Here is a 20,381-nt window from a genome sequence, read left to right on the forward strand (position 1 = left end):
CACCCGTGCGCAGGCATGTGTCGGACGTGCCTGTTCCGTGCGCTTGACCTGCCCGTATCGGTGCGTTCACGCGTGCGAGTTTACCCAGGGGTCTGTGACCGTTCAAATATTGCTATCCTTATGAGGATTGAAGTACTGTCCGATTCATGGACTTCACGATGGGTGAGGCCGCCGCCGAACTCCGCGGCGAACTGCGTCGGCTGATCGCAGCGGAGGTTCCGCCGGACTTTCTCGGCGCGTTCACCGACGATCCCGCGGATCTCGCAGTCGCCCAGCGCTTTTCCCGCACGCTCGCCGAGCGCGGACTGTTGTGTGCGGCATGGCCGGTCGAATTCGGCGGGCGCGGCGCCTCGATATGGGAACAGACCGTGGTGCGCGAGGAGATGTGGGCCCATCACGAGCCCCGCGGCGCGCAATACATGGGTGTGAACTGGGTCGGCCCGACGATCATGCGGCACGGCACGCCCGAGCAGCAGCGCAAACATCTGCCGCCGATCGCGCGTGGCGAGGTCATCTGGTGTCAGGGGTTCAGCGAGCCCGACTCCGGTTCGGACCTGGCCTCGCTGCGGACCACCGCGCACCGGGACGGCGACGGCTGGCGCATCTCCGGGCAGAAGATCTGGACCTCCTACGCGGGTATGGCGCAGTGGTGCTTCCTGCTCGCGCGGACCTCGCGAGAGGAACGAAAACAGCAGGGGCTCACCGTATTCCTGCTGCCGATGTCCGATCCCGGGATCGAGGTCCGGCCGATCCGGTCGATGCTGGGGCCGCATCATCTCAACGAGGTCTTCTTCGACGGTGTGCGCGCCACCGAGGCCGATGTGCTCGGCACCGTGGGCGGCGGATGGCCGGTGGTGCAGGAGGTGTTGGCCTTCGAGCGCGTCGGGATCGCCCGCTACGCCCGCTGTGAACGGCTGCTACAGGCCGCCCCCGAGGTGCTGGGCGAGAGCTGGGATGCGCTGCCCGCCGCACTGCGCGGACGATGGGCACGCATGCTGACGCACTGCCGCCGGGCCCGCCTGCTCGCGTATCACGTTGTGTCACTCCAGGATTCCGGACAGGTCAGCCCTGGTGACGCGGCCGCCTACCGCATCGCGGTCACCCGCTTGGATCAGGACAGCGGCGGCGTGCTCACGGATATCGCGGCCTTCGTCACCGGCGAGGGTACGGCGCAGCAACGATTCCGCCGAGCAGTGGCCGATCACGCTCGCTACTCCCACGCCGCCACCGTCGCCTCGGGCAGCATCGAGATCCAGCGGATCCTGCTGGCGCGGTCGTTGCTGGCGGTCAACCACAGGAAGCGGGATGCGGCATGAGTGCAGAACATGATGCCGGGGTGGTCCGGCTGTATCGCACTGCGGTTACCGGGACGAGCCGACCCATCTGCCGCTTCGGCGTGCCTGCGGATCGTCTCCGGATGGTTGTTACCGGGCTGCGCGGGCGCGGACCGGGCTGCGGCGACGAATCCGATGGTGCACGAGTTGATTCGAGTACCGGCTGCTCGACTGTGCCGCGGGCTGTGGAGCGTGTGCGATGAACATCGAATTGTGTTCCGAGGCGAGAGAATTCGGAGTGCAGGCCGGGCGGGCGCTGACCGCGGCCGGTGGGGACGAGCTGGTGCAGCGTGCCGAGCAGGAGCCTGAGGTTCGGCGCGGCGTCGTGGCCGAGGTGCTCGGCGGGCTCGGGGCGTGGGATCTCGCGCCGCGGCGGGATGTGGTCGAGCTGGAAGCTGCTGCGGCGCTGTGCCGTAGTGCCGGATATCTGGCTGTTCCGTATCCGGTGGCCGAGCGGTTGGCGCGGCCCGAGGAGTCGGGGGTCGACGGGCTGTTGGTGGTCTCGGAGGTGCGGCCTGCCGCGCCCGTGGCGGATCTGGATCTGCGCTGGGCGGCGGTGACGGTCGACGGCGTGCGGCGGAATGTCGCTGTGCGGCCGAGTGATTCGTCGCCGCGGACCTCGATGTTCGTGGCCGAATTGGAGGTCGGCGCACCGATCGAGGGTGTGGTCGATCCGGCTTTGGCGCTGGTGCTGCCGTGCTGGACGTTGCTGGGCATGTTGGATCGGGCGATGGATCTGGCACGGGCGCACGTGCTGGTGCGAGAGCAGTTCGGGCAGCCGCTGGCGCAGTTCCAGGGGGTGCAGTTCCAGCTCACCGATGCCGAGGTGGAGCGGCGCGGGGTGGAGATGCTCGCGCGATATGCCTTGTGGAGCATAGGAACCGGTGATCCGTCGGCGCTCCCGGATGCGTTGTCCTTGCGCCTGGCCGCGCTCGAGGCTGCCGATACGGTCTTCCGGGTTGCGCATCAGCTGCACGGGGCGCTGGGGTTCTGCGATGAATCGCCGCTGTCCTGGGTGTCGCGGTACAGCCAGCCGATCCGGCGGCTGCCATTCGGACGCACGACCACCGAGGAACTGCTCGGTGATGGTCTGGGGCGGCGCGGATTGAGCGGGCTGTTCTCCGACCCGATGGGGGTCTGAACCGGATGCGTGAGGAATTGCGTTACGACCTGCCTGATGAGCTGGAAGTCCGGTGCGACGGTCCGGTGCGCACGGTGGTGCTGAACCGGCCGGACGAATTCAATGCCGTCGACGTGAATCTGCATCGTGCGCTCGCCACCGTCTGGCGGCAGCTGGCCGCCGATACCGAGGCGCGGGTGGTGATCCTGACCGGGGCGGGCCGAGCGTTCAGCGCGGGCGGCGACCTGGACTGGATCACCTCGTTCCTCACCGATCCGGTCGCTCGGGACGAGAGTATTCGCGAGGGTGCGCAGATCATCGAGGAGATGCTGCGGTTCCCGCTGCCGGTGATCGCCGCGGTCAACGGGCCGGCCGTGGGCCTGGGCGCGAGTGTCGCGGTGCTGTGTGACGTCGTGCTGATGTCCGAGCGGGGTCATCTGGCCGATCCGCACGTCGCGGTGGGACTGGTCGCCGGTGACGGCGGTGCGGCGTTCTGGCCGTTGCTGACTCCGATTCTGCGGTCGCGCGAATACCTGTACACCGGCGACCGCATCGATGCCGCCACCGCCGTCCAGCTCGGCCTGGCCACCCGCGTCGTCCCGCCGGAGGATCTGCTCGACGAGGCGCACCGCCTCGCCCTGCGCCTGGCCGCGCAACCGGCCGAGGCCCTGCGCAGCACCAAACGCGTTGTGAACATGTATCTTTCGCAGGCTCTCGCCGGTCCGATGCAGGCAGGTTTCGCCGCCGAGGTCGTCACCATGCAGTCCCCGGAGCACCGCGAACGTCTGCGAGCATTGCGGGACAGGACGAGAAGCCGATGACGTCGTGGGCGATGGTCGCTGTCGGTGCGGCCGTGCCGTGTTCAGGGCCGTCCACCCGATGGCGACGGCTGTCATACGCTGTGGGCCGGGAACGACGGACCATGGTCGGTGGCGAGGTCGGCCGCCACGATCGCCAGTGCGATGTGGGTGTTCCGACGGGAATCGGTGTGGCGTACGGCGATGCGGAGAGCGAGTATCCGATGACCGGGGAGCACCACCTGCGGGAGTTCCGTACCGAGGTGCGGGAGTGGTGCCGCGCCGAGACTCCATCGGGGTGGCGGGTCGCGCAGCCCGGAATCGGTGTGGCGTCCGGCGATGCGGAGACAGGGCGTACTCGATGACCGGGGACCAGCATCTGCGGGAGTTTCGCGCCGAGGTGCGTGATTGGTGCCGGGCCGAGGTGCCCCGGGGGTGGCGGGCCGCGCAGACCGGCGCCTCGGATGCGGAGTTCGTTGCGTTTCAACAGGAGTGGTTTCAGCGCCTGCGGGGTGCCGGGTTCGCGGTGCCACACTGGCCGGCCGAGTGGGGCGGCGGGATGCCGGTGGGGAAGCAGATCGTGCTGTATCAGGAGTTGGCGGCGCATGACGCGCCGCGACTGGTGCTGGCGTTCGTGGCGATCCACCATGCCGCGGCGACGCTGCTGGCCGCCGGGACGCCGGAGCAGCGGCAGCGGCATCTGCCCGCCATTCTGGACGGCGAGATCTGGGTGCAGGGGTTCTCCGAACCCGCGGCGGGATCCGATCTGGCCGCATTGGCCACCACGGCTCGGCGCGAGGGCGATGACTATGTCGTGACCGGGCAGAAGGTGTGGGCCAGCGGCGCGCAGTTCGCGGACTGGTGCCTGCTGCTCGCGCGCACCGATCCGAATGCGCCCAAGCGACATGGTATCTCGTACTTCCTGCTGGACATGCGTACGCCGGGCATCGATGTGCGGCCGATCCGGCAGGCCACCGGCGAGTCGCACTTCTGCGAGATCTTCCTCGACCGGGTGCGCATCCCGGCCAGTGGGTTGATCGGCGCGGAGAATGCCGGATGGCAAGTGGCACAGCAGACGCTGGGGGCCGAGCGCGGGCTGACCATGCTGGAACTGGCCGAGCGACTGGGTAATGCCGGATTCCGTTGGCTGGTGCAAGCGTGCCCGGCGGGGGATCCGGTCCTGCTCGATCGGCTCGCCGGATTCGAGACCGAGATCGCCGGACTGCGGCTGCTGTGCCGAGATCTGGTGGAACGCCACGAATCCGGGACCGCAGGACCGGCCGATGCCTCCATCGTCAAGCTGTACTACAGCGAACTTCTGCAGCGGATGACCGATTTCGGTACCGAACTCGGGGGAGTGCAGGCCCATACGGTGTTGCACAAGCCACGATCGGGCGGCTGGGAGTCCGGCGCGTGGGCGCTGGACTTCCTCGGGTCGTGGGAGTGGACGATTCCCGGCGGTACCAGCGAGATTCAGCGCACGATCATCGGGGAGCGCGGCCTCGGCCTGCCCCGGGAACCGAGCGGGGCACGATGACCGGAACAGTCGGGGACACCGTGGACTTCACCGAGCTACACGATGAATTGCGTTCGGTGGCAAGGGATGTGCTCGCCTCCGGCGATGCCGGGGGACTCAGCTCCGGCAGGCTCGCCGATCTGGGCTGGCTGGGCCTGGAGACACCGGATGAATGGGGCGGGGCGGGGGCGAGTTTCGCGGAGACCGCGATCGTGCTCGAGGAGTTCGGACGTGCGGTGGCCGGGGGATACTTCGGGGCCGCGCTAGGCGCGGGGACCTGCGGTCTACTGGCCGAGACGGCGGATCACGAAAACCTGCTGCGCGCACTGGCCGCAGGCGAGACGATGACGGCCGTTGCGCTGGTCCCCGACGATTGTGCCGGCGCACCGTCGCCATTTCACCTGCGCACCGCGTCCGGCGGTCTGTTGCTCTCCGGCCGTGCGGAATTCGTGCCCGATGTCATGACGGCGGACCGGATACTGCTGCTGGCCGACGATCCGCACGGCGCGCCGGTCATCGTCGCGGCCGAGCCCGACGCACTGGTGCGCGCCGCCCAGCCGGTTCTGGACGAGACCAGATCATTCGGCATCGTGACCGCCGATGATGTTGCGGTGCCCCCGGATTCGATCTGGCAGTTCACCGGTGAGCCGGAAGTCGCTGTGCGGCGCCTGCACGACCGCGCCGCGCTGTCGATCGCCTGTGACAGCCTGGGTCTTTCCGCTGCGATGCTGGATGCCACGACCGCCTACGTGAGTGTTCGCGAACAGTTCGGCCGCCCGGTCGGATCCTTCCAGGCGGTCAAACACGCTTGCGCCGATATGCTCGTGCGGATCACCATCGCCCGGCATCTGGTCGCCGATGCGGTGCGGCAGGTAGCCGAAGCAGATCCGGACGCCTGGGTCGCCGTCTCGATGGCCAAGTCGCACAGTTGCGCCGTCGCGGTCGATATCGCCGGTGCGGCAATGCAATTGCACGGCGGCATCGGTTACACCTGGGAGAGCGGCATCCATCGCTATCACAAACGCGCCATGCTCAACCGCGCGCTGTTCGGCTCTCCGGCGGCGCACCGCCGCAGGTTGGCCGGGCGGTACGGCAGTACGGGCGGGTAGGGAAACCCGGGCGCAGCCGAGTCCTCGGTTCTCCAGCGACCGTCCAGTGCGGTATTTAGACTCTCTCCAAAAGAGAATGCAATTTTCAGGAGTGAGATGGCTACCTTTGTCCTGGTGCACGGCGGCGGACACGGCGGCTGGTGCTATCGGTACGTGCGGCAACTGCTTCAGCGGGCCGGTCACGAGGTGTATGCGCCGACGTTGTCCGGGCTGGCCGAGCGTGCCCATCTGCGCACGGCGGGAATCGGTCTGGAGACCCACATTCAGGATGTGGCCGCACTGCTGCACTACGAGGATCTGCGTGAGGTGATCCTGGTGGGGCACAGTTACGGCGGCATGGTGATCACCGGCGCGGCCGACCGCGCCGTGGAGCGCATCGGGCGGATCGTCTATCTGGACGCGGCTAATCCGGTGAACGGTCAGTCACTGGTCGACGTCGCCGGGCCGATCATCGAGTCCACCCGCCCCATGGGCGAGACCGTCGACGGAGTGGAACTGGTCCTGCTGCCCGCGCCGGAGGCCCCGCTGTTCTACGGGGTCACCGATCCGCAGGATTCGGCCTGGATGGCCGAGCGGCTGACCGCGCATCCGTGGCAGTGCTTCGAAGACCCGCTCGACCTGCGTAATCAGGATGCGCTGTGGGCGCTGCCGCAGTATCACATCGTGTGCACCTCGACCCTGGCCACGCGCGATCCGGAGTTGGTCGCCAAGGCGCGGGCGCACGGGCGGCTGTGGGATATCGATACGGGCCACGACCTGATGATCACCGAACCGCAGGCCGTCGCCGACGCGCTGCTGGAGATCGCCGCGTACTGACGCCGGTTTCACTGCGCGGCAGACGGATTCGCCTCCTGCGACAGTCGCCGGGCGGCCAGTGCGCGCAGATCGCTGGATTTGATCTTGGCGCTGCCGGTCAGGGCGATGTCCGTCTCGTCGAAGAACAACACGTGCCGGGGCACCTTGTAGCTGGCCAGCCGTTCGCGCAGATGGGCGCGGATGGCTTCGGCCTCCGGTGTCGCGCCCTCGTGCGGGACCAGGCAGGCCACCACCACCTCGCCCAGGGTGTCGTGCGGAACACCCACCGTGCGAGCGACTTTCACGCCCGGATAGCCGATCAGCGCCTCGTCCACCTCGAGTGGTGAGACGTTCGCGCCACCGGTCTTGATGATGTCGGTCAGGCGGCCCTCCCAGAACAGCCTGCCGGTGGCGTCGAGATGCCCGCCGTCGCCGGTGTGGAAGTAGCCGTCCGCATCGAGGGTCTCCGACAGCGGTGTGCCGAGGTAGCCGAGCATGAGAGTCGGTCCCTTGACGCAGATTTCGCCGGATTCGCCGCGCGCGGTGACCGCATCGGTGATCGGATCGACGATCTTCACCGTCACCCCGGGCAGCGCGACGCCGCTGCTGCCCGCGTGCACCTCCTCCGGGGTGTCGGCCGGGTAACACGTTGTGATGGTGAAGGTTTCGGTGTTGCCGTAGGCGCGCCCGGGTTCGTACCAGATCGTGGACACACTCGGGTGATGCGCGATCGGGGTGTGGTAGTCCACGAAGCGCATGGCGCTCAGATCCACGGTGTCCCAGTTGGGCGCGGCCTCGAGCTGGGCCCACTGATGCGGCCATGCGCCCGGGAAGTTCACTCGTTCGGCCTGCATCAGCTCCAGGGCCGCGGGGGCGTCGAAGATCGGTTGCAGCACCAGGGATCCGCCCGCGGCCAGGGTGGAACCGAGCGCCTGCGCGAAGTTCCCGGACCAGAAGAATCCGTTCGCCACCCAGGCGCGCACGTCGTCCTCGGGACCGAAGCCGAACAGCCGCCGGAACCGCCACATCTGGATGGTCACCCCGCGATGCGCGCTGAGCACACCCTTGGGGGTGCTGGTGGATCCGGAGGAGAAGAACAGCACGCCGGTGTCACTCGGCAGGGTGGAGGCGGCGGTCGCCTCGATCAGCTCGCGGGGTTCGCCGCGGCCGCGCGCCAGGAAGGTGTCCCAGGTGTCGATCGCGGCGGTGGGCAGCGCCGGTCCGAGCATGGCCACCCGGCGCAGGAACGGATAGCGCGTCGAGCGCAGCGGGCCCAGTCCGGCTTGGCCGAGTGCCGGTTCGAGTTCGGCGAGGATCTGCGCGAAATCCTTGCTGAGCACCTGTCTTTCGAACAGCAGCACCGACACGCCGGACAGCCGCAGCAGCTGATCCAACTCCGCCGCGGTCGAGAAGGTGCTCAGCGGCACCGCCACGCCGCCGGCCAGGCTCGCGCCGAAGACCGCCGCGAGCCATTCGGGACGATTGGTCATCAGCACGCCGACCCGGCTGTCCCGGCCGACACCGCACGCCCGCAGCGCGCGAGCCACCGCCATCGCGCGCTCCCACAGCTCGGTGTACGACCAGCGCACCACGCCGTCGCCGCTGCGCCCGGCCACGGCCTCGCGGTCGCCGTACAGCTCGGTGACCTCACGCAGAAAGCCCGGCAGGGTCAGCGCGCCCAGTCCGGGCTCGCTGTCCAGCGGAGGCCCCGAGACGATCGAGATATCCTGTGCGGCAGCGGTATCCACCACTGATCCTTTCCCGCCGCTACAGCGGCAGTTCGACCTCGGCGGTGCTCTTGACCAGCACGCCGCCGTCCTGATTGGTCAGTTGCAGCTTCACCTGGACCAGCGGCACGCCCCACGACGACTGCGGCTCCTTGCCGACGACCTCGGCATCGAAATAGGTGACATCGCCCTCGAAGGCGGGCAGCCGGAAATCGGACTTGATGTGCCGCACCAGACCGTCGTTCCCCGCCCAGTAGGCCAGGTAGTCGGTGCACCAGCCGCCCATCGTCGCGCCGTAGCCGTACGCGCGGGCCATGCCGACCTTCCCGGCCTTGTCCTGGTCGATATGTCCGCGCGAGGGCCCGACGTACAGTCCGTCCCGCAGTCGCGGATCGATCCGGGCGCCTTCCTCGTCGAAGCCGAATCCCTCGGTCCAGCCGGGATCCTGGTACACCCACGGATCATCGACGCCCTCGGGGGTGACCCAGTGGAAAGTGCCCCAGATGTTGAACAGGAACGCGCGGTACTCCGTGGTGAAACTCGCGATGCTGTGCGGGCCGATCACCCGGCGCGGCAGGGTGTCCCCGACCTTCACCTCGTCGAAATGCGGTGAGACGCCGAGTCGATTGGACATCAGCCATTCGGTGCGCAGGCGGCCGACCTCGTCGAGTTCGGCCTCGGTCCAGCGCTTGCGCTCGCCCAGCTGGTTCTCGTACATACCGCGTTTGTTGGCCTCGGCGGCGAGATAGCGGATGGAGGTGGATCTTTCGAGCGCGACCAGTGCGCCGTGCTGATTGCGGTGGGTGGTGTCGCCGCGCTGGAACATCGTGGGCCCGGCGAAATTCGTCGGCGCCACTTTGTAGTCGTGGAATCGGCGCTCCTGGAACAGTTTGTCACCCGGCCGCACCGGGCAGCCGTAGAACCACCACTCCTCGCCGCCGAAGATCAGGTGGCTGCCCGGGATCCGGCCCACACATGCCGGGGCCGCGCCGTGTCCGTAATCCAATGCGACAGCGATGGATTGGGGTGCGACGATGCCGCCGTAGCGCGATTCGCGGGCGAACTCCTGGTCCCAGTGCAGCGGGTTGGGGTAGTCCATCGCCATCACCCAGCGGCGAATGTCCGAGGCGCTGCAGGGTTCCCAGAGTTGTCCGCCGCCGACCGGTTGTCCCACTCGGGGGTCCACGTCGGACAGGTCGAGTTCCACGGCCTCCGGCTCGGCGGATTTGCCCTTACCGGCCTTGCTCGATGAAGTGCTCACTGCTGCTCTACCTTTCTGCCCGTTCCCCGGGGGCGGTGCGTCCGCGCGGCCCGGGGAACCGGATGTTGCTCTCAGCGATTGACGTCCACGACGATGCGTCCGCGCACCGTGCCGTCGATGAATCTGCTCGCCGCACCGATGGCGTCCGCCAGGGCGATCTCCTCGGTCAGCGATTCCAGCGCGGCGGGGTCCAGATCGCGGGACAGCCGCTCCCACGCGGTGATTCGCCGCGGACGCGGCGCCATCACGCTGTCGATGCCCAGCAGGCTGACCCCGCGCAGGATGTGCGGGGCGACCGTCGACGGGAAGTCCATTCCCTGCGCCAGGCCGCAGGCCGCGACCGCACCGCCGTAGCGGGTCTGCGCGCAGGCGTTGGCCAGGATCTGGCTGCCCGCGGTGTCCACCACACCGGCCCAGCGTTCCTTCTGCAGCGGTTTGCCGCGCTCGGCGAGTTCGGCGCGGTCCACGACGGTGGTCGCGCCGAGCCGGCGCAGATAGTCGGCCTCGGCGGTCTTGCCGGTCGCCGCGGCCACGGTGAAGCCCGCCGCGGTGAGCAGCGCGATGGCGATACTGCCGACGCCGCCGGTCGCGCCGGTGACCAGCACCTCGCCCTGCTCGGGTCGCACACCGAAGGAGTGCAGCGCCTCCACGCACAGGCTCGCGGTGTAGCCCGCGGTGCCGATCGCCATCGCCTGGCGGCTGCTGAATCCGGACGGCAGCGGCACCAGCCAGTCGCCGTTGAGGCGAGCGCGCTGAGCCAGTCCGCCCCAATGCTTCTCGCCCACGCCCCAGCCGTTGAGCACCACCCGGTCACCGGCGGAGAATTCGGCGTTGCTGCTTTCGGTGACCACACCGGCCAGGTCGATGCCGGGTACCAACGGGAAGGTGCGCGCGATGGGGGAGGAGCCGGTGATCGCCAGGGCGTCCTTGTAATTCAGCGTCGAGTACTCGACCTCGACGGTGACGTCACCGTCCGGGAGCCGGCTCTCGTCCAGGCTGGTCGCGGAAACCGTCTGCCCGGCATCGGTTTTGTCGATCACGAGTGCGGAAAACATAGAGGGAGAAGTCCTTTCTGGTTGTCGACAGGTCTCAGCGTGCGGTCCAGCCGCCGTCCACGACGATCGTCTGGCCGGTGACATAGGCCGCCGCGTCACCGGCGAGCCATACGATGGCCCCGGCGATGTCACCGGCGACCGCCTGCCGGGGCAGGGGGGTGTTGCGGCGCAGATATTCCGCGCCACGCTCGCTGTCGTAGAGGGAGTCGGTGATCTCACTGCGGAAGAAGCCCGGGGCCACGGTGTTCACCCGGATCGAATGCCGCGCCCACTGCACCGCCAGCTCGGCGGTGAGCCCGGACAGGCCCGCCTTGCTCGCCGCATAGGACGCCTGCGGAATGCCCGGCACCCCGACGCGCCCGCTGATCGAGGACACGTTCACGATCGAGCCGCGCCCGGCCTCGCACATGTGCGGAAATACCTGCTGCGCCAACAACAATGGCGCGATCAGATTGAGATCCATGGTGCGGCGCACATCGGTGAGCGGTTCGGATTCGGCGCGTTCGGCGCCGAATCTGTTGCCCGCGGCGTTGATCAGGATCTCCGGCGGGCCGAGCGCGTCGGCCACCGCGGGCACGAGCTGCTCGACCCCCTCCAGGTCGGACAGATCGCAGGTGATCGCCGCGCCGCCGATGTCCTCGGCCAGTTCCGCGAGCCGGTCATGTCGCCGGGCCACTACCGCGACCCGCGCGCCGAGTCCGGCCAGGGCCCTGGCGACCTCCGCGCCGAGGCCCGAGGACGCGCCCGTCACGATCGCCACGCGGTCGTGCAGCTCGAACATGCGGGCGGCGGTGTCATCGGGAGGTTCCGGTCCGGCGGCGTTGTCGGCCACGTGCTTACCCAATCGTCAGTAGGGGCGGGGGTGCGGCGACCGATGGCGGTCGAGCAGTTCGGGCAGCCGGGTGCGCTCGACCTTGCCCATCGCGTTGCGCGGCAGATCCGGTACGGCACACCAGATTTCGGGGACCTTGTAGCCGGCCAGCTCACGACGGCACAGCGCATCGAGAGCATCGAAATCGAGTGTGCCGTCGGCACTCTGGATCAGGGCCGCGACGCGCTGGCCGAGTCGTTCGTCCGGCACCGGGCACAGGGCCACGGCGGCGACGCTCGGATCGGCGGCGAGGATCCGCTCCACCTCGAGCGGATAGATGTTCGCCCCGCCGCGGATGATGACCAGCTTCTTGCGGTCCAGCACCGTCAGCCAGCCGTCGGCGTCGACGGTGCCGATATCGCCGGTCGCGATGGGGCCGGGGTCCGGCGGGCGGATGCTGCCGTTGTCCCAGTGGCCCAGGAGTGGTCGCCACTGTCCGGCGTACGGTCCGGTCGTGGTTGCGGTGAGGCACAGTTCGCCGAGTTCCCCGGCCGGAAGTCGTTTGCCCGCATCGTCGTAGGCCGCGACGTCGTACTGCGGGAGCAGTTGCCCGCTCGCCCGGGAACGTCGCTCGTGGCCGACGGGGTCGATCGAGACGACCGCCGGTGCTTCGGTGAGTCCGTATGTGGCTCTGGGGGTTACGCCGTGCGCGTCGGCGAAATCGGCGAACAGGTTCTCGCCCGCATCACCGCCGCCGCTCCAGACCTCTTGCAGGGAACCGAGATCCAGGTGCGGTCGTCGCGCCAGATCGAAGACCTGCGCGGGTGCGCCGTTCCAGACCGTCACGCGGCGGGCGCTGATCCAGTCCGCGACACCGTCGACGTCGCGCCGGTCCATGATGACCGCGCAGCCGCCCGCCTGCGCGGTGAGCAGGGTGGACAGCACCATGAGGTTCAGGATGGTCAGCGGGAAGCTGTCGCCCTTGCGCAGATCCGGTCCCCAGCCGCGGGTCTCGACCAGTGTCGCGCCCGGCAGCAGGAGGTTGTGGTGGCTGTGCACCACGGCTTTCGGGCGTCCGGAGGTGCCGCTGGTGAAGGCGATGGCCGCGGGCGCATGCGGATCGACCGGGATGTCCGGGGCCGCGTCGGCGTGGTCGAGCAGATCGGCCCAGCGGGGGGCATCGATGCGGCCGGGGACGTCGATACGGCAGCGTTCCCCGGCCAGCAGGACCACGGGTTCGCAGGTCTCGTGCAGTCCGGCCTGTTCGTTCGCCGACAGCGCTTCGCCGACGCCCGCCCAGATCGCGCCGATGCGCGCGACGCCGTGGAAGGCGGCGACGATGTCCAGATCGTTGGGCAGGCAGGCCGCGACGCGATCGCCCGGACGCACACCCAGCGACCACAGGGCGCCGGCGGCGCGATCGGCCCGCTCGTTCAGGTCGGCGTACGACCAGATGCCCGAGGCGGCCTCGATCGCGGGGGAGTCCGGACGGGTTCGCAGCGCGGTGTCGAGCACCCGGGCGATCGTGCCCGGACTGTTGCGCTGGGACGCCGCGCCGGTGCTACTTTCCACGCCCCCTTTGATATCAGTATCTTTACTATCCTTGCAAGGATTAATCCGATACTCTGGCAAACGCGCCACCGGGGCTCGGTCCGTGATAGCCGGCCCGCCGTGCTGCGCACCGAATCACGCCCAGGCCACTCCGTCATCCTGCGCTCGCGACACCCCCGATCCGGCGTCTTGCGACGGGAGTGGCGGCATCCGAACGTGGAGGACGCATGGAACACACCGGTCCGCTGTCGGGAGTACGAGTCATCGATCTGACGGCGATGGTCATGGGGCCGTACTGCACGCAGATCATGGCGGATATGGGCGCTGACGTGATCAAGATAGAACCGCCCGCCGGGGACAACACCCGCTACATCTCCGCCGGGCCCGAACCCGGCATGGGCGGGGTGTTCGTGAACGTCAACCGCGGAAAGCGCAGTGTGGTACTGGATCTGCGTTCGCCGGAGGGCGCCCGCGCGCTGCGGGAGCTGATCCGCGACGGCGATGTGTTCATCCATTCCATGCGCGGCAAGGCGATCGCCCAACTCGGCTTCGACTACGACGCGGTCCGCGCGATCAATCCCGCCATCGTGTACACCAACTGCTACGGATACGGCCGCCGCGGCACCGACGCGGATCTGACCGCCTACGACGACACCATCCAGGCCGAGTGCGGACTGCCCTCGGTGCAGGAACAGCTCACCGGCACAGCGGGTTACGTCGCCACCATCATGGCCGACAAGGTCGCCGGGCTGACCGCGCTGTACGCGACGACGATGGCGCTGTTCCATCGCGAACGCACCGGCGAAGGCCAGGAGGTGGAGGTCGCCATGTTCGAGACGATGGCGGCGTTCCTGCTCGTCGAACATGCCAACGGCGCGATGTTCTCGCCGCAGCTGGGACCGGCGGTGTATCACCGTGCGGTGGACCGCAATCGGCGGCCGTACCGGACCAAGGACGGGTACATCTCCGCGCTGGTCTACAACGACAAACAGTGGGCGGCGTTCGTCGAAGCGGTGCAACCTCCCTGGGCCGGACCGGAATTCGCCACGCTCGCCCAGCGCGCGCAACGCATCGACACCGTGTACGCGCTGCTGGGGGAGACCTTCGCCGAGCGGACCACGCACGACTGGCTCGAACTGCTGCGTTCGCGCGACATCCCGTGCGCGCCGGTGCGCACGCTGGACGAGCTGTTCGACAATCCGCATCTGAACTCGGCGGAGTTCTTCGAAACCATCGAGGCTCCGTATGGGCCGGTGCGTTATCCCGGTGTGCCGACATGGTTTTCGCGCACACCGGGGCGGGTGGCCGGACCGGCTCCCCGGCTCGGTGAGCACACCGCCGAGATCGTGGACGGAGAGCGCGCATGACGGTGAGCGGTACAGCTGAAGGGGCGTACGGGCCGGTGCGGCGTTGTCCGGGTGCGACGACGCTGTTGTCGCGCGGGCCGGGGAGGGCGACGCGTTCGGCTTCCCGGCGCGATGGACAGGCCGGCGAGATCGTGGACGGGGAACGCGCGTGAAGGTGATCGATGCCGAGGAGCTGGATGTCGCGGAATTCCTGCGACCGGGTGACCGGATCGTCATCGGGCAGGCGTGCGGGGAGCCGACCACGTTGCTCGAGGGGCTGATCGCGGGGGCGGGGGCGATCGAGGGGGTGTCCGCGTTCATCGCGACCAGCTTTTCCGGATTGCTGACTCCCGAAGCGACACAGGGAATATCGATGTCGAGTATGGGGGCGATCGGCGCGCTGCGGTCGCTGACCGCCGCCGGGCGGCTCGAGGTGATCCCGTGTCATGTCGGCCGGGTGGGGCCGTTGATCGAAGCCGGGATCATCGGGTGTGATGTGGCCTTCGTACAGGTGTCGCCGCCGGATGCGCAGGGGGACTACAGTTTCGGGCTGATCAGCGATTACGTGCGGGCCGCGGTGGAGCGGGCGCGGGTGGTCGTTGCGGAGGTCAACGACCGGGTGCCGTGGACATACGGTTCGACGCTGCGGGCGAGCGAGATCGACTACGCGGTAACGGTTTCCCGCGATCCGGTGCAGGTGCCGCCCGCCCGGATCACCGAGATCGACTCCGCCATCGCGAAATACGCCGCCGCCTATATCGAGGACGGCTCGGTGCTGCAGACCGGTGTCGGTGCGGTGCCCGATGCGATGTTGCGGCTGCTGCACGACCGCCGGGATCTGGGCGTGCATTCGGGCATGATCGGTGACGGCCTGGTCGATCTGGCCGAGGCCGGTGTGCTGACCAATGCGCGCAAGCGGATCGATCCGGGCGTCTCGATCACCGGCGCGCTGATCGGCACCGACCGGCTCTACGCATTCGCTCACCGTAACAACGGGATTCGCATGTGCGCGACCTCGTACACGCACGACGCGTCCGTACTCGCGCAACTCGACCGGCTGGTGACGCTCAACTCGGCGCTCGAGGTGGATCTCACCGGCCAGGTCAATGCCGAGCAGACCGGCGCGGCCTATCTCGGCGGGACCGGCGGTCAGGTGGATTTCGTGCGAGCCGGGGCGTGCTCACCGGGCGGCCATTCGGTGATCGTGCTGCCCTCGACCGCGAAGAAGGGCACGGTCAGCCGGATCACCGCCGCGCTGAGCGGGCCGGTGACCACCGCGCGCAGCGATGTGGACGTGATCGTCACCGAGTACGGCGCGGCCGAGCTGCGCGGGTGGACCCTGGCCGAGCGCACCCGCCGCCTGGTCGCCATCGCGCACCCCGACTTCCGGGAGGACCTGGAACGGGCGGCGCACACCATCCAGCAGAGAGGTTTCTGAATGCACGACGCGGTCCTGTTCGACGCACGCGAGGACGGCATCGCCGTCATCACTCTGAATCGACCCGAGATCCGCAACTGCCTGACCGCCGAGGTGCGTGCGGGCCTGGCCGCGGCGTGGGAGCGGTTCGAGCGGGATCCGTTGCTGCGCATCGCGATTCTGACCGGTGCGGGGGATCGGGCGTTCTGCGCGGGCGGCGATCTGAAGGAGATGGTGGAGACGGGCATGCGGGTGCCGCCCCGGGAGATGTTCGCCCTGCCGTACGACACCGTCGAGCTGTCCAAGCCGACCATCGCGGCGGTCAACGGCGTCGCCTATGCGGGCGGGTGGATGATCGCGCAGGCCTGTGACCTGTGCGTCGCGTCCACCACCGCGCGTTTCGCGATCACCGAGGTGAAGGTCGGCCGCAGCGCTCCCTGGGCCGCACCGCTGATCCACATGATCCCGCAGCGGATCATGATGGAGATCATGCTGACCGGCAAACCGATCACCGCTCGCCGGGCGTACGAGGTCGGTCTGGTCAATCGGGTCGCCGAACCCGACGAACTACTCGCTGCCGCAGTGGAATTGGCGACCGAGGTGCTCGCCGGTGCGCCGCTGTCGGTCCGCGCCGCCCGCGAAACCGTCATGCTGGCAACGGAAATGGGCCGCTCGGCGGCTTTGCAAGCCGCGCGCAGTGCCTCGGAGCTCTGCTACAACAGCGACGACGCCCAGGAAGGACCCCGCGCCTTCGCCGAAAAGCGTTCGCCCCGTTGGCAGGGGCAGTGATTCCCGGGATCGACCCACCATGCCCTGTGGTCTGTGCGACGAGCAGACTCCGGAACATGTTGCCGCGGGCAGTTGTCGGCGGATTCGGTGACCGTGCCGGGTGCTCGGTGCCCGCGATGGGTTCGGTGCCGCCCATCGCATCCGCGCTGCGGGTGGCCGTTCAACCGCGCACTGGGCCGGTCAGCGGGTGCGCCTGGAAGAAGTCCCACATGGTCGCGGTGGCGTCGATGGAATTCGTCGTGGACCCGACCAGGGGAGTCGGCGAGACGATCGACGCGTGGCCGGGCCAGGTGTGGCCGCCGCCCAGGACGCTGTAGAGCTCGACCGTGCCGTCGGCCGGGCACTGGTAGGCGGTGAGGGTGACGTCGGCGGCGACCTTGCGCTGCACTGGTTGTCCGGTGCAGCCGTTGCGCCGGGCCCAGGCGGCGGCGTTGGCGGGGATGTCGGTGGGGCCGGGGCCGTTCTGTGCGCCGCTGGAGGACCCGCCGTCCGGCGCGGGCAGGTATCGCGCGTTGACGCCCTGGCCGCCGCCGTAGGCGACGAGCGGATCGGCCGTGCCGTGGAAGGCGACCACCGGCACCGGACGCTGGGTCCGGCACCAGCTGAAGTTCTGCAGTCCGGCGACCGAGGCCACCGCCGCGATCCGGTCGGACAGCTGGCAGGCCAGCGAGGAGGTGGTGAACGCACCCATCGACAGCCCGGCCACGTACACCCGGCGCAGATCGATGCAGGAGGTCGCCTCCACGTGCGACATCAGCTGGGACAGGTAGGACACGTCGGCGCTGTTCGGGCTGAAATCCCAGCGGGGCCAGCCTGGTTCGTCGATCTGCGGGGTGATCGTCGCGAAGCCGTGGCTGTCGCCGTACGGGCCCAGACCGCTGCCCTCGTGTTCGAGCACGGCGAGTTCGAGATAGCCGTGCAGGTCGAATACCAGGGGCAGCGGGTGGCTCGCGGCAGGGGGAAGGTCCCGGATGTAGGTTCCGGAGCGCCCGGCCGCGCTGAAGTGCTGGGTGGACTGGCCCGAGGGGGCGGCGGGGGCGTGGCAGCCGGAGGATTCCACGGGGGCGACCGAATTCGCGGGTGCGGCCTCGGCGGTCCCGCCGACGGCGGTGAGGGTGGTGGCCGCCAGCGCGGCGGCGGCGATCATCGCGCGGGCGGTGCTCCGCAGCGCCGACCACGATGATGCGGCATTCTCGATCATGAGAGGCATGCTCGCACGTCTGTGGGTGTCCGTGTGGCCGTTCGCCGCCGGATCCTCGACGGAGATCCGGCACCGATATTTGCGAGATTCCACGCTGGCAAGAATAATATTCTTGTGAACGAGAATCATGCTGCCCGTCCCGCGGGTGATATTGCGAGCCGGATCGCGGCACGCACACTGGCCGACCGGGAGGCGGTCTACGCGGGCGAGGTGCGGCGGCTGCTCGATGCGGCGCTCGAGCTCATCCGCACCGCGGGTACCGGCGCGCGCCCCCGGGTGGCCGATATCGTTGCGGCCGCCGGACTGTCCAATGACGCGTTCTACCGGCACTTTCCGTCGAAGGACGCGCTCATCGCCGTGCTCATCGAGGACGGCGCGGACCGTCTGGTCAGCTATGTCGCGCACCGGATGGACAAGCAGGACACCCCGCGCGACGCGGTGCGGGCCTGGGTGGAGGGTGTGCTGTCCCAGGCCGCCGACGAGACCGCGACGACCACCCGCGCGGTGCTGTGGAACGCGGGCGCACTGACCCCGGCCATCGATGCGGGCTCACCGCTGCCCAGTGGTCGGCTCGCGCTGCTGCTGCACCGCCCGTTCACCGAATTGGGCAGCGTCGCACCCGAATTCGATGCGGGGCTGATCGCCCACGCGACCGTGGGACGCCTGTCGGACTATCTGTGGCGACGCGAGGAACCCACCGCCGCTGATGTCGACCGAGTGACGGCGTTCTGCCTGCGGGCACTCACGATTGGCCAGCATTCCGCAGGGCGCTGAGCGGCGCGTAATTCGCCCAGCCCTGCTCGGGCCAGTTGAACCAGCCCGCCGAGGCCGAGGTGCCGCCGTCCGGATGCAGGGTGGTGCCGGTCAGATACGCCGACAGATCCGAGGCCAGGAACACCACGCAACCGGAGATGTCGGTGACCTCCCCGGAACGTCCCAGCGGTATCGCCACGCGCACGCCGACGGGATCGTCCATCGCGCTGTCACCCTGCCCGTGTCCGATGCGCGCCAGGTTGGGCGTCGGAACATAATCCGGTGCAACGCAATTGACTCGGATCCGGTCCGGGGCGAGTTCGATCGCCAGGGTCCGGGAGAACTGCTCGACCGCGGCCTTGGCCGCGGAGTAGACCGCGAAACCCGGTGCGGCGCGGTGCGCTTCGATGGTGGTGATGGTGACGATGCTGCCCCCGCGCCCGCCCGCGCGGATCCGCGGCGCGGCCAGCGAGCAGGCGTGCATGACGTGCAGCAGATTCGCCCGCAGCAGCGCGTCCCAGCCCTTGGGCCGGGTCTCGGTGAACGGCGCCCGGAAGGTGCCGCCGACGACGTTCACCAACGTATCCAGCCGTCCCCACCGCTGATCGACCTCGTCGAACAGTGCGGTGAGCGCCTCGGGATCGCGAGCGTCCCCGACCTGCACCACCGCATCGTGGCCACCCTCGGCGAGTGCGGTGCGCAGATCCGCGGCCGCCTCGGCATCGAGGTCGAGCACGGCCGTGCGCACGCCGTTGGCGGCCAGATCCGTCACGATGGCCCGGCCCAGACCGCCCGCGCCGCCGGTGACCACGGCCACCCGATCGGCCAGTCCGCTGCGCTGTTCGAACCAGCTCGAGCCGGATGTGCCTGTGTTGTTTCGTATTTCGCTCATCGTCTACCGCAGGTAGGTCGCGCCGAAGGATTCGATGAAATCCAGTGTCGCGGTGCGTTCCCCGGTTCGCGCCGACACCACGACCCAGGTGATCCCGGCCTTGTCGAGTTCGGCGAACGCCTCCCTGTTCCGGTCCGGATTATCGGTGGGCGTGCCCAGGCCCTCGTCGTGGTAGGAGTACACCACGTCGATCGGGTCGGTGCGGCCCTGTTCCTGTGCGGAGGCCCGCAGTTCGGCGATGTCGCCGGCCAGCTGCCCGATCGGGCCGAGTTCGGGAGTCCTTGCGGTGGAACTCAATTGGGGACCACCGGACATCGGCATCCAGCCCTGTGCGTGTGCGGCGACGCGGCGCCGGGTGAGTTTGGAATTGCCGCCGATCCAGATCGGAATCGGATCCTGCACCGGCCGCGGGCGGGCGATCACGTCGCGGGCGTTGAAATGCCTTCCGGCGTAGCTGAACGGCTCACCGCTCCAGTGCAGCGGAAGGGTGTCCAGGGCCTCGTCGAACAACGCGTTGCGTTCCTCGAAATCGATGCCCAGAGCGTGGAATTCGCTCTTCTGATAGCCGGTGCCCAGGCCCAGGATCGCCCGGCCGCCGGACAGTTTGTCCAGGGTGGCCGCGGCCTTGGCGAGCAGGAAGGGATTGCGGTACGGCGCGACGGCCAGATAGGTCAGCAGCCGCAGGCGTTCGGTCGCACCCGCGATATATCCCAGTGCCACCAGCGGATCGAGTGTTTGATGTCCGCCCGAGGCCAGCCAGCGTGCGCCGGGGATCGGATGTTCGCTCAGCGACAGCGCGTCGAATCCGGCGCGCTCGACCGCGATCGCGACCTCGCGCAGCGGGCCCGCATCCAGAATGTCGCCCTCGTACCCGGTGGTTTCCGGGTAGTGGAAGATGAATCGCATC

Annotated in this window: 19 protein-coding genes; 11 read left to right on the forward strand and 8 right to left on the reverse strand. The window is 68.8% G+C overall.

Annotation, left to right across the window (positions count from 1 at the left end; translation table 11 throughout):
• Window positions 1–146: 146 nt before the first annotated feature.
• The 7 genes from K7711_RS25530 to K7711_RS25560 all read left to right on the forward strand — a co-directional run bounded on the left by K7711_RS25530 (window position 147) and on the right by K7711_RS25560 (window position 6,692).
• Window positions 147–1,316, forward strand: a complete 1,170-nt coding sequence (locus K7711_RS25530; protein WP_222971979.1) for an acyl-CoA dehydrogenase family protein — start codon at window positions 147–149, stop codon at window positions 1,314–1,316.
• Window positions 1,317–1,533: 217 nt separating this feature from the next.
• Window positions 1,534–2,475, forward strand: coding sequence for an acyl-CoA dehydrogenase family protein (locus K7711_RS25535; protein WP_222971980.1), 942 nt, complete (start codon window positions 1,534–1,536; stop codon window positions 2,473–2,475).
• 17 nt (window positions 2,476–2,492) lie between these two features.
• Window positions 2,493–3,275 (forward strand): enoyl-CoA hydratase/isomerase family protein, encoded by a 783-nt coding sequence (locus K7711_RS25540; protein ID WP_222972191.1) that lies wholly within the window; start codon window positions 2,493–2,495, stop codon window positions 3,273–3,275.
• A gap of 143 nt (window positions 3,276–3,418) precedes the next feature.
• Window positions 3,419–3,616, forward strand: a complete 198-nt coding sequence (locus K7711_RS25545) for a hypothetical protein (protein WP_222971981.1) — start codon at window positions 3,419–3,421, stop codon at window positions 3,614–3,616.
• Entirely contained in the window at window positions 3,613–4,788 is a 1,176-nt protein-coding gene (locus K7711_RS25550; RefSeq protein ID WP_222971982.1) for an acyl-CoA dehydrogenase family protein, read from the forward strand. The genes K7711_RS25545 and K7711_RS25550 overlap by 4 nt, the downstream gene beginning before the upstream one ends.
• Window positions 4,785–5,876, forward strand: a complete 1,092-nt coding sequence (locus tag K7711_RS25555) for an acyl-CoA dehydrogenase family protein (RefSeq protein ID WP_222971983.1) — start codon at window positions 4,785–4,787, stop codon at window positions 5,874–5,876. Before K7711_RS25550 ends, K7711_RS25555 begins: the two co-directional genes overlap by 4 nt.
• A 96-nt stretch (window positions 5,877–5,972) precedes the next feature.
• The gene (locus K7711_RS25560) at window positions 5,973–6,692 is read left to right on the forward strand and encodes an alpha/beta fold hydrolase (RefSeq protein WP_222971984.1); all 720 of its coding nucleotides are present in this window, start codon (window positions 5,973–5,975) and stop codon (window positions 6,690–6,692) included.
• An 8-nt stretch (window positions 6,693–6,700) separates the two neighbouring features.
• Here K7711_RS25560 and K7711_RS25565 read toward each other — a convergent pair whose 3' ends face one another.
• The 5 genes from K7711_RS25565 to K7711_RS25585 form a co-directional block, all read right to left on the reverse strand.
• Complete coding sequence (locus K7711_RS25565; RefSeq protein WP_308014937.1) at window positions 6,701–8,419, reverse strand: class I adenylate-forming enzyme family protein; 1,719 nt, start codon at window positions 8,417–8,419, stop codon at window positions 6,701–6,703.
• Window positions 8,420–8,438: 19 nt separating this feature from the next.
• Window positions 8,439–9,659, reverse strand: a complete 1,221-nt coding sequence (locus K7711_RS25570; protein WP_222971985.1) for an FAS1-like dehydratase domain-containing protein — start codon at window positions 9,657–9,659, stop codon at window positions 8,439–8,441.
• Window positions 9,660–9,730: 71 nt separating this feature from the next.
• Entirely contained in the window at window positions 9,731–10,714 is a 984-nt protein-coding gene (gene acuI / locus K7711_RS25575) for an acrylyl-CoA reductase (NADPH) (protein ID WP_222971986.1), read from the reverse strand.
• 34 nt (window positions 10,715–10,748) lie between these two features.
• Window positions 10,749–11,546: an SDR family NAD(P)-dependent oxidoreductase gene (locus tag K7711_RS25580; RefSeq protein ID WP_308014938.1), complete on the reverse strand. Its 798-nt coding sequence runs from the start codon at window positions 11,544–11,546 to the stop codon at window positions 10,749–10,751.
• 15 nt (window positions 11,547–11,561) lie between these two features.
• Complete coding sequence (locus tag K7711_RS25585; RefSeq protein WP_222971987.1) at window positions 11,562–13,097, reverse strand: class I adenylate-forming enzyme family protein; 1,536 nt, start codon at window positions 13,095–13,097, stop codon at window positions 11,562–11,564.
• A gap of 206 nt (window positions 13,098–13,303) precedes the next feature.
• Between K7711_RS25585 and K7711_RS25590 the strand changes: the two genes are divergently transcribed.
• The 3 genes from K7711_RS25590 (at window position 13,304) to K7711_RS25600 (ending at window position 16,628) form a co-directional block, all read left to right on the forward strand.
• Window positions 13,304–14,443, forward strand: coding sequence for a CaiB/BaiF CoA transferase family protein (locus K7711_RS25590; RefSeq protein ID WP_222971988.1), 1,140 nt, complete (start codon window positions 13,304–13,306; stop codon window positions 14,441–14,443).
• Between the two features lie 148 nt (window positions 14,444–14,591).
• Window positions 14,592–15,860, forward strand: coding sequence for an acetyl-CoA hydrolase/transferase family protein (locus K7711_RS25595; RefSeq protein WP_222971989.1), 1,269 nt, complete (start codon window positions 14,592–14,594; stop codon window positions 15,858–15,860).
• On the forward strand, window positions 15,861–16,628 hold the full coding sequence (locus tag K7711_RS25600; protein WP_222971990.1) for an enoyl-CoA hydratase-related protein: 768 nt from the start codon (window positions 15,861–15,863) through the stop codon (window positions 16,626–16,628). It abuts the gene before it with no gap.
• 160 nt (window positions 16,629–16,788) lie between these two features.
• On the opposite strand, the gene K7711_RS25605 is transcribed toward K7711_RS25600, so the two are convergent.
• Entirely contained in the window at window positions 16,789–17,829 is a 1,041-nt protein-coding gene (locus tag K7711_RS25605) for a CE1 family esterase (protein ID WP_222971991.1), read from the reverse strand.
• A gap of 114 nt (window positions 17,830–17,943) precedes the next feature.
• On the opposite strand from K7711_RS25605, the gene K7711_RS25610 reads away from it, so the two are divergent.
• Window positions 17,944–18,603, forward strand: coding sequence for a TetR/AcrR family transcriptional regulator (locus K7711_RS25610; RefSeq protein ID WP_222971992.1), 660 nt, complete (start codon window positions 17,944–17,946; stop codon window positions 18,601–18,603).
• Here the strand turns inward: K7711_RS25610 and K7711_RS25615 are convergent.
• Window positions 18,572–19,474, reverse strand: coding sequence for an SDR family NAD(P)-dependent oxidoreductase (locus tag K7711_RS25615; protein WP_222971993.1), 903 nt, complete (start codon window positions 19,472–19,474; stop codon window positions 18,572–18,574). The genes K7711_RS25610 and K7711_RS25615 overlap by 32 nt on opposite strands.
• Before the next feature lie 3 nt (window positions 19,475–19,477).
• Window positions 19,478–20,380: an LLM class F420-dependent oxidoreductase gene (locus K7711_RS25620; RefSeq protein WP_222971994.1), complete on the reverse strand. Its 903-nt coding sequence runs from the start codon at window positions 20,378–20,380 to the stop codon at window positions 19,478–19,480.
• Window position 20,381 lies beyond the last annotated feature (1 nt).

Source organism: Nocardia coffeae, from assembly GCF_019890715.1.
In the GTDB taxonomy this organism is placed as follows: Bacteria; Actinomycetota; Actinomycetes; order Mycobacteriales; family Mycobacteriaceae; genus Nocardia; species Nocardia jiangxiensis.

Coding starts and splice junctions, on each gene's coding strand:
- K7711_RS25600 (WP_222971990.1), top strand. CDS start 15,861: ATGCACGACGCGGTCCTGTTCGACGCACGCGAGGACGGCATCGCCGTC.
- acuI (WP_222971986.1), bottom strand. CDS start 10,714: ATGTTTTCCGCACTCGTGATCGACAAAACCGATGCCGGGCAGACGGTT.
- K7711_RS25620 (WP_222971994.1), bottom strand. CDS start 20,380: ATGCGATTCATCTTCCACTACCCGGAAACCACCGGGTACGAGGGCGAC.
- K7711_RS25615 (WP_222971993.1), bottom strand. CDS start 19,474: ATGAGCGAAATACGAAACAACACAGGCACATCCGGCTCGAGCTGGTTC.
- K7711_RS25605 (WP_222971991.1), bottom strand. CDS start 17,829: ATGATCGAGAATGCCGCATCATCGTGGTCGGCGCTGCGGAGCACCGCC.
- K7711_RS25560 (WP_222971984.1), top strand. CDS start 5,973: ATGGCTACCTTTGTCCTGGTGCACGGCGGCGGACACGGCGGCTGGTGC.
- K7711_RS25590 (WP_222971988.1), top strand. CDS start 13,304: ATGGAACACACCGGTCCGCTGTCGGGAGTACGAGTCATCGATCTGACG.
- K7711_RS25530 (WP_222971979.1), top strand. CDS start 147: ATGGACTTCACGATGGGTGAGGCCGCCGCCGAACTCCGCGGCGAACTG.
- K7711_RS25555 (WP_222971983.1), top strand. CDS start 4,785: ATGACCGGAACAGTCGGGGACACCGTGGACTTCACCGAGCTACACGAT.
- K7711_RS25535 (WP_222971980.1), top strand. CDS start 1,534: ATGAACATCGAATTGTGTTCCGAGGCGAGAGAATTCGGAGTGCAGGCC.
- K7711_RS25550 (WP_222971982.1), top strand. CDS start 3,613: ATGACCGGGGACCAGCATCTGCGGGAGTTTCGCGCCGAGGTGCGTGAT.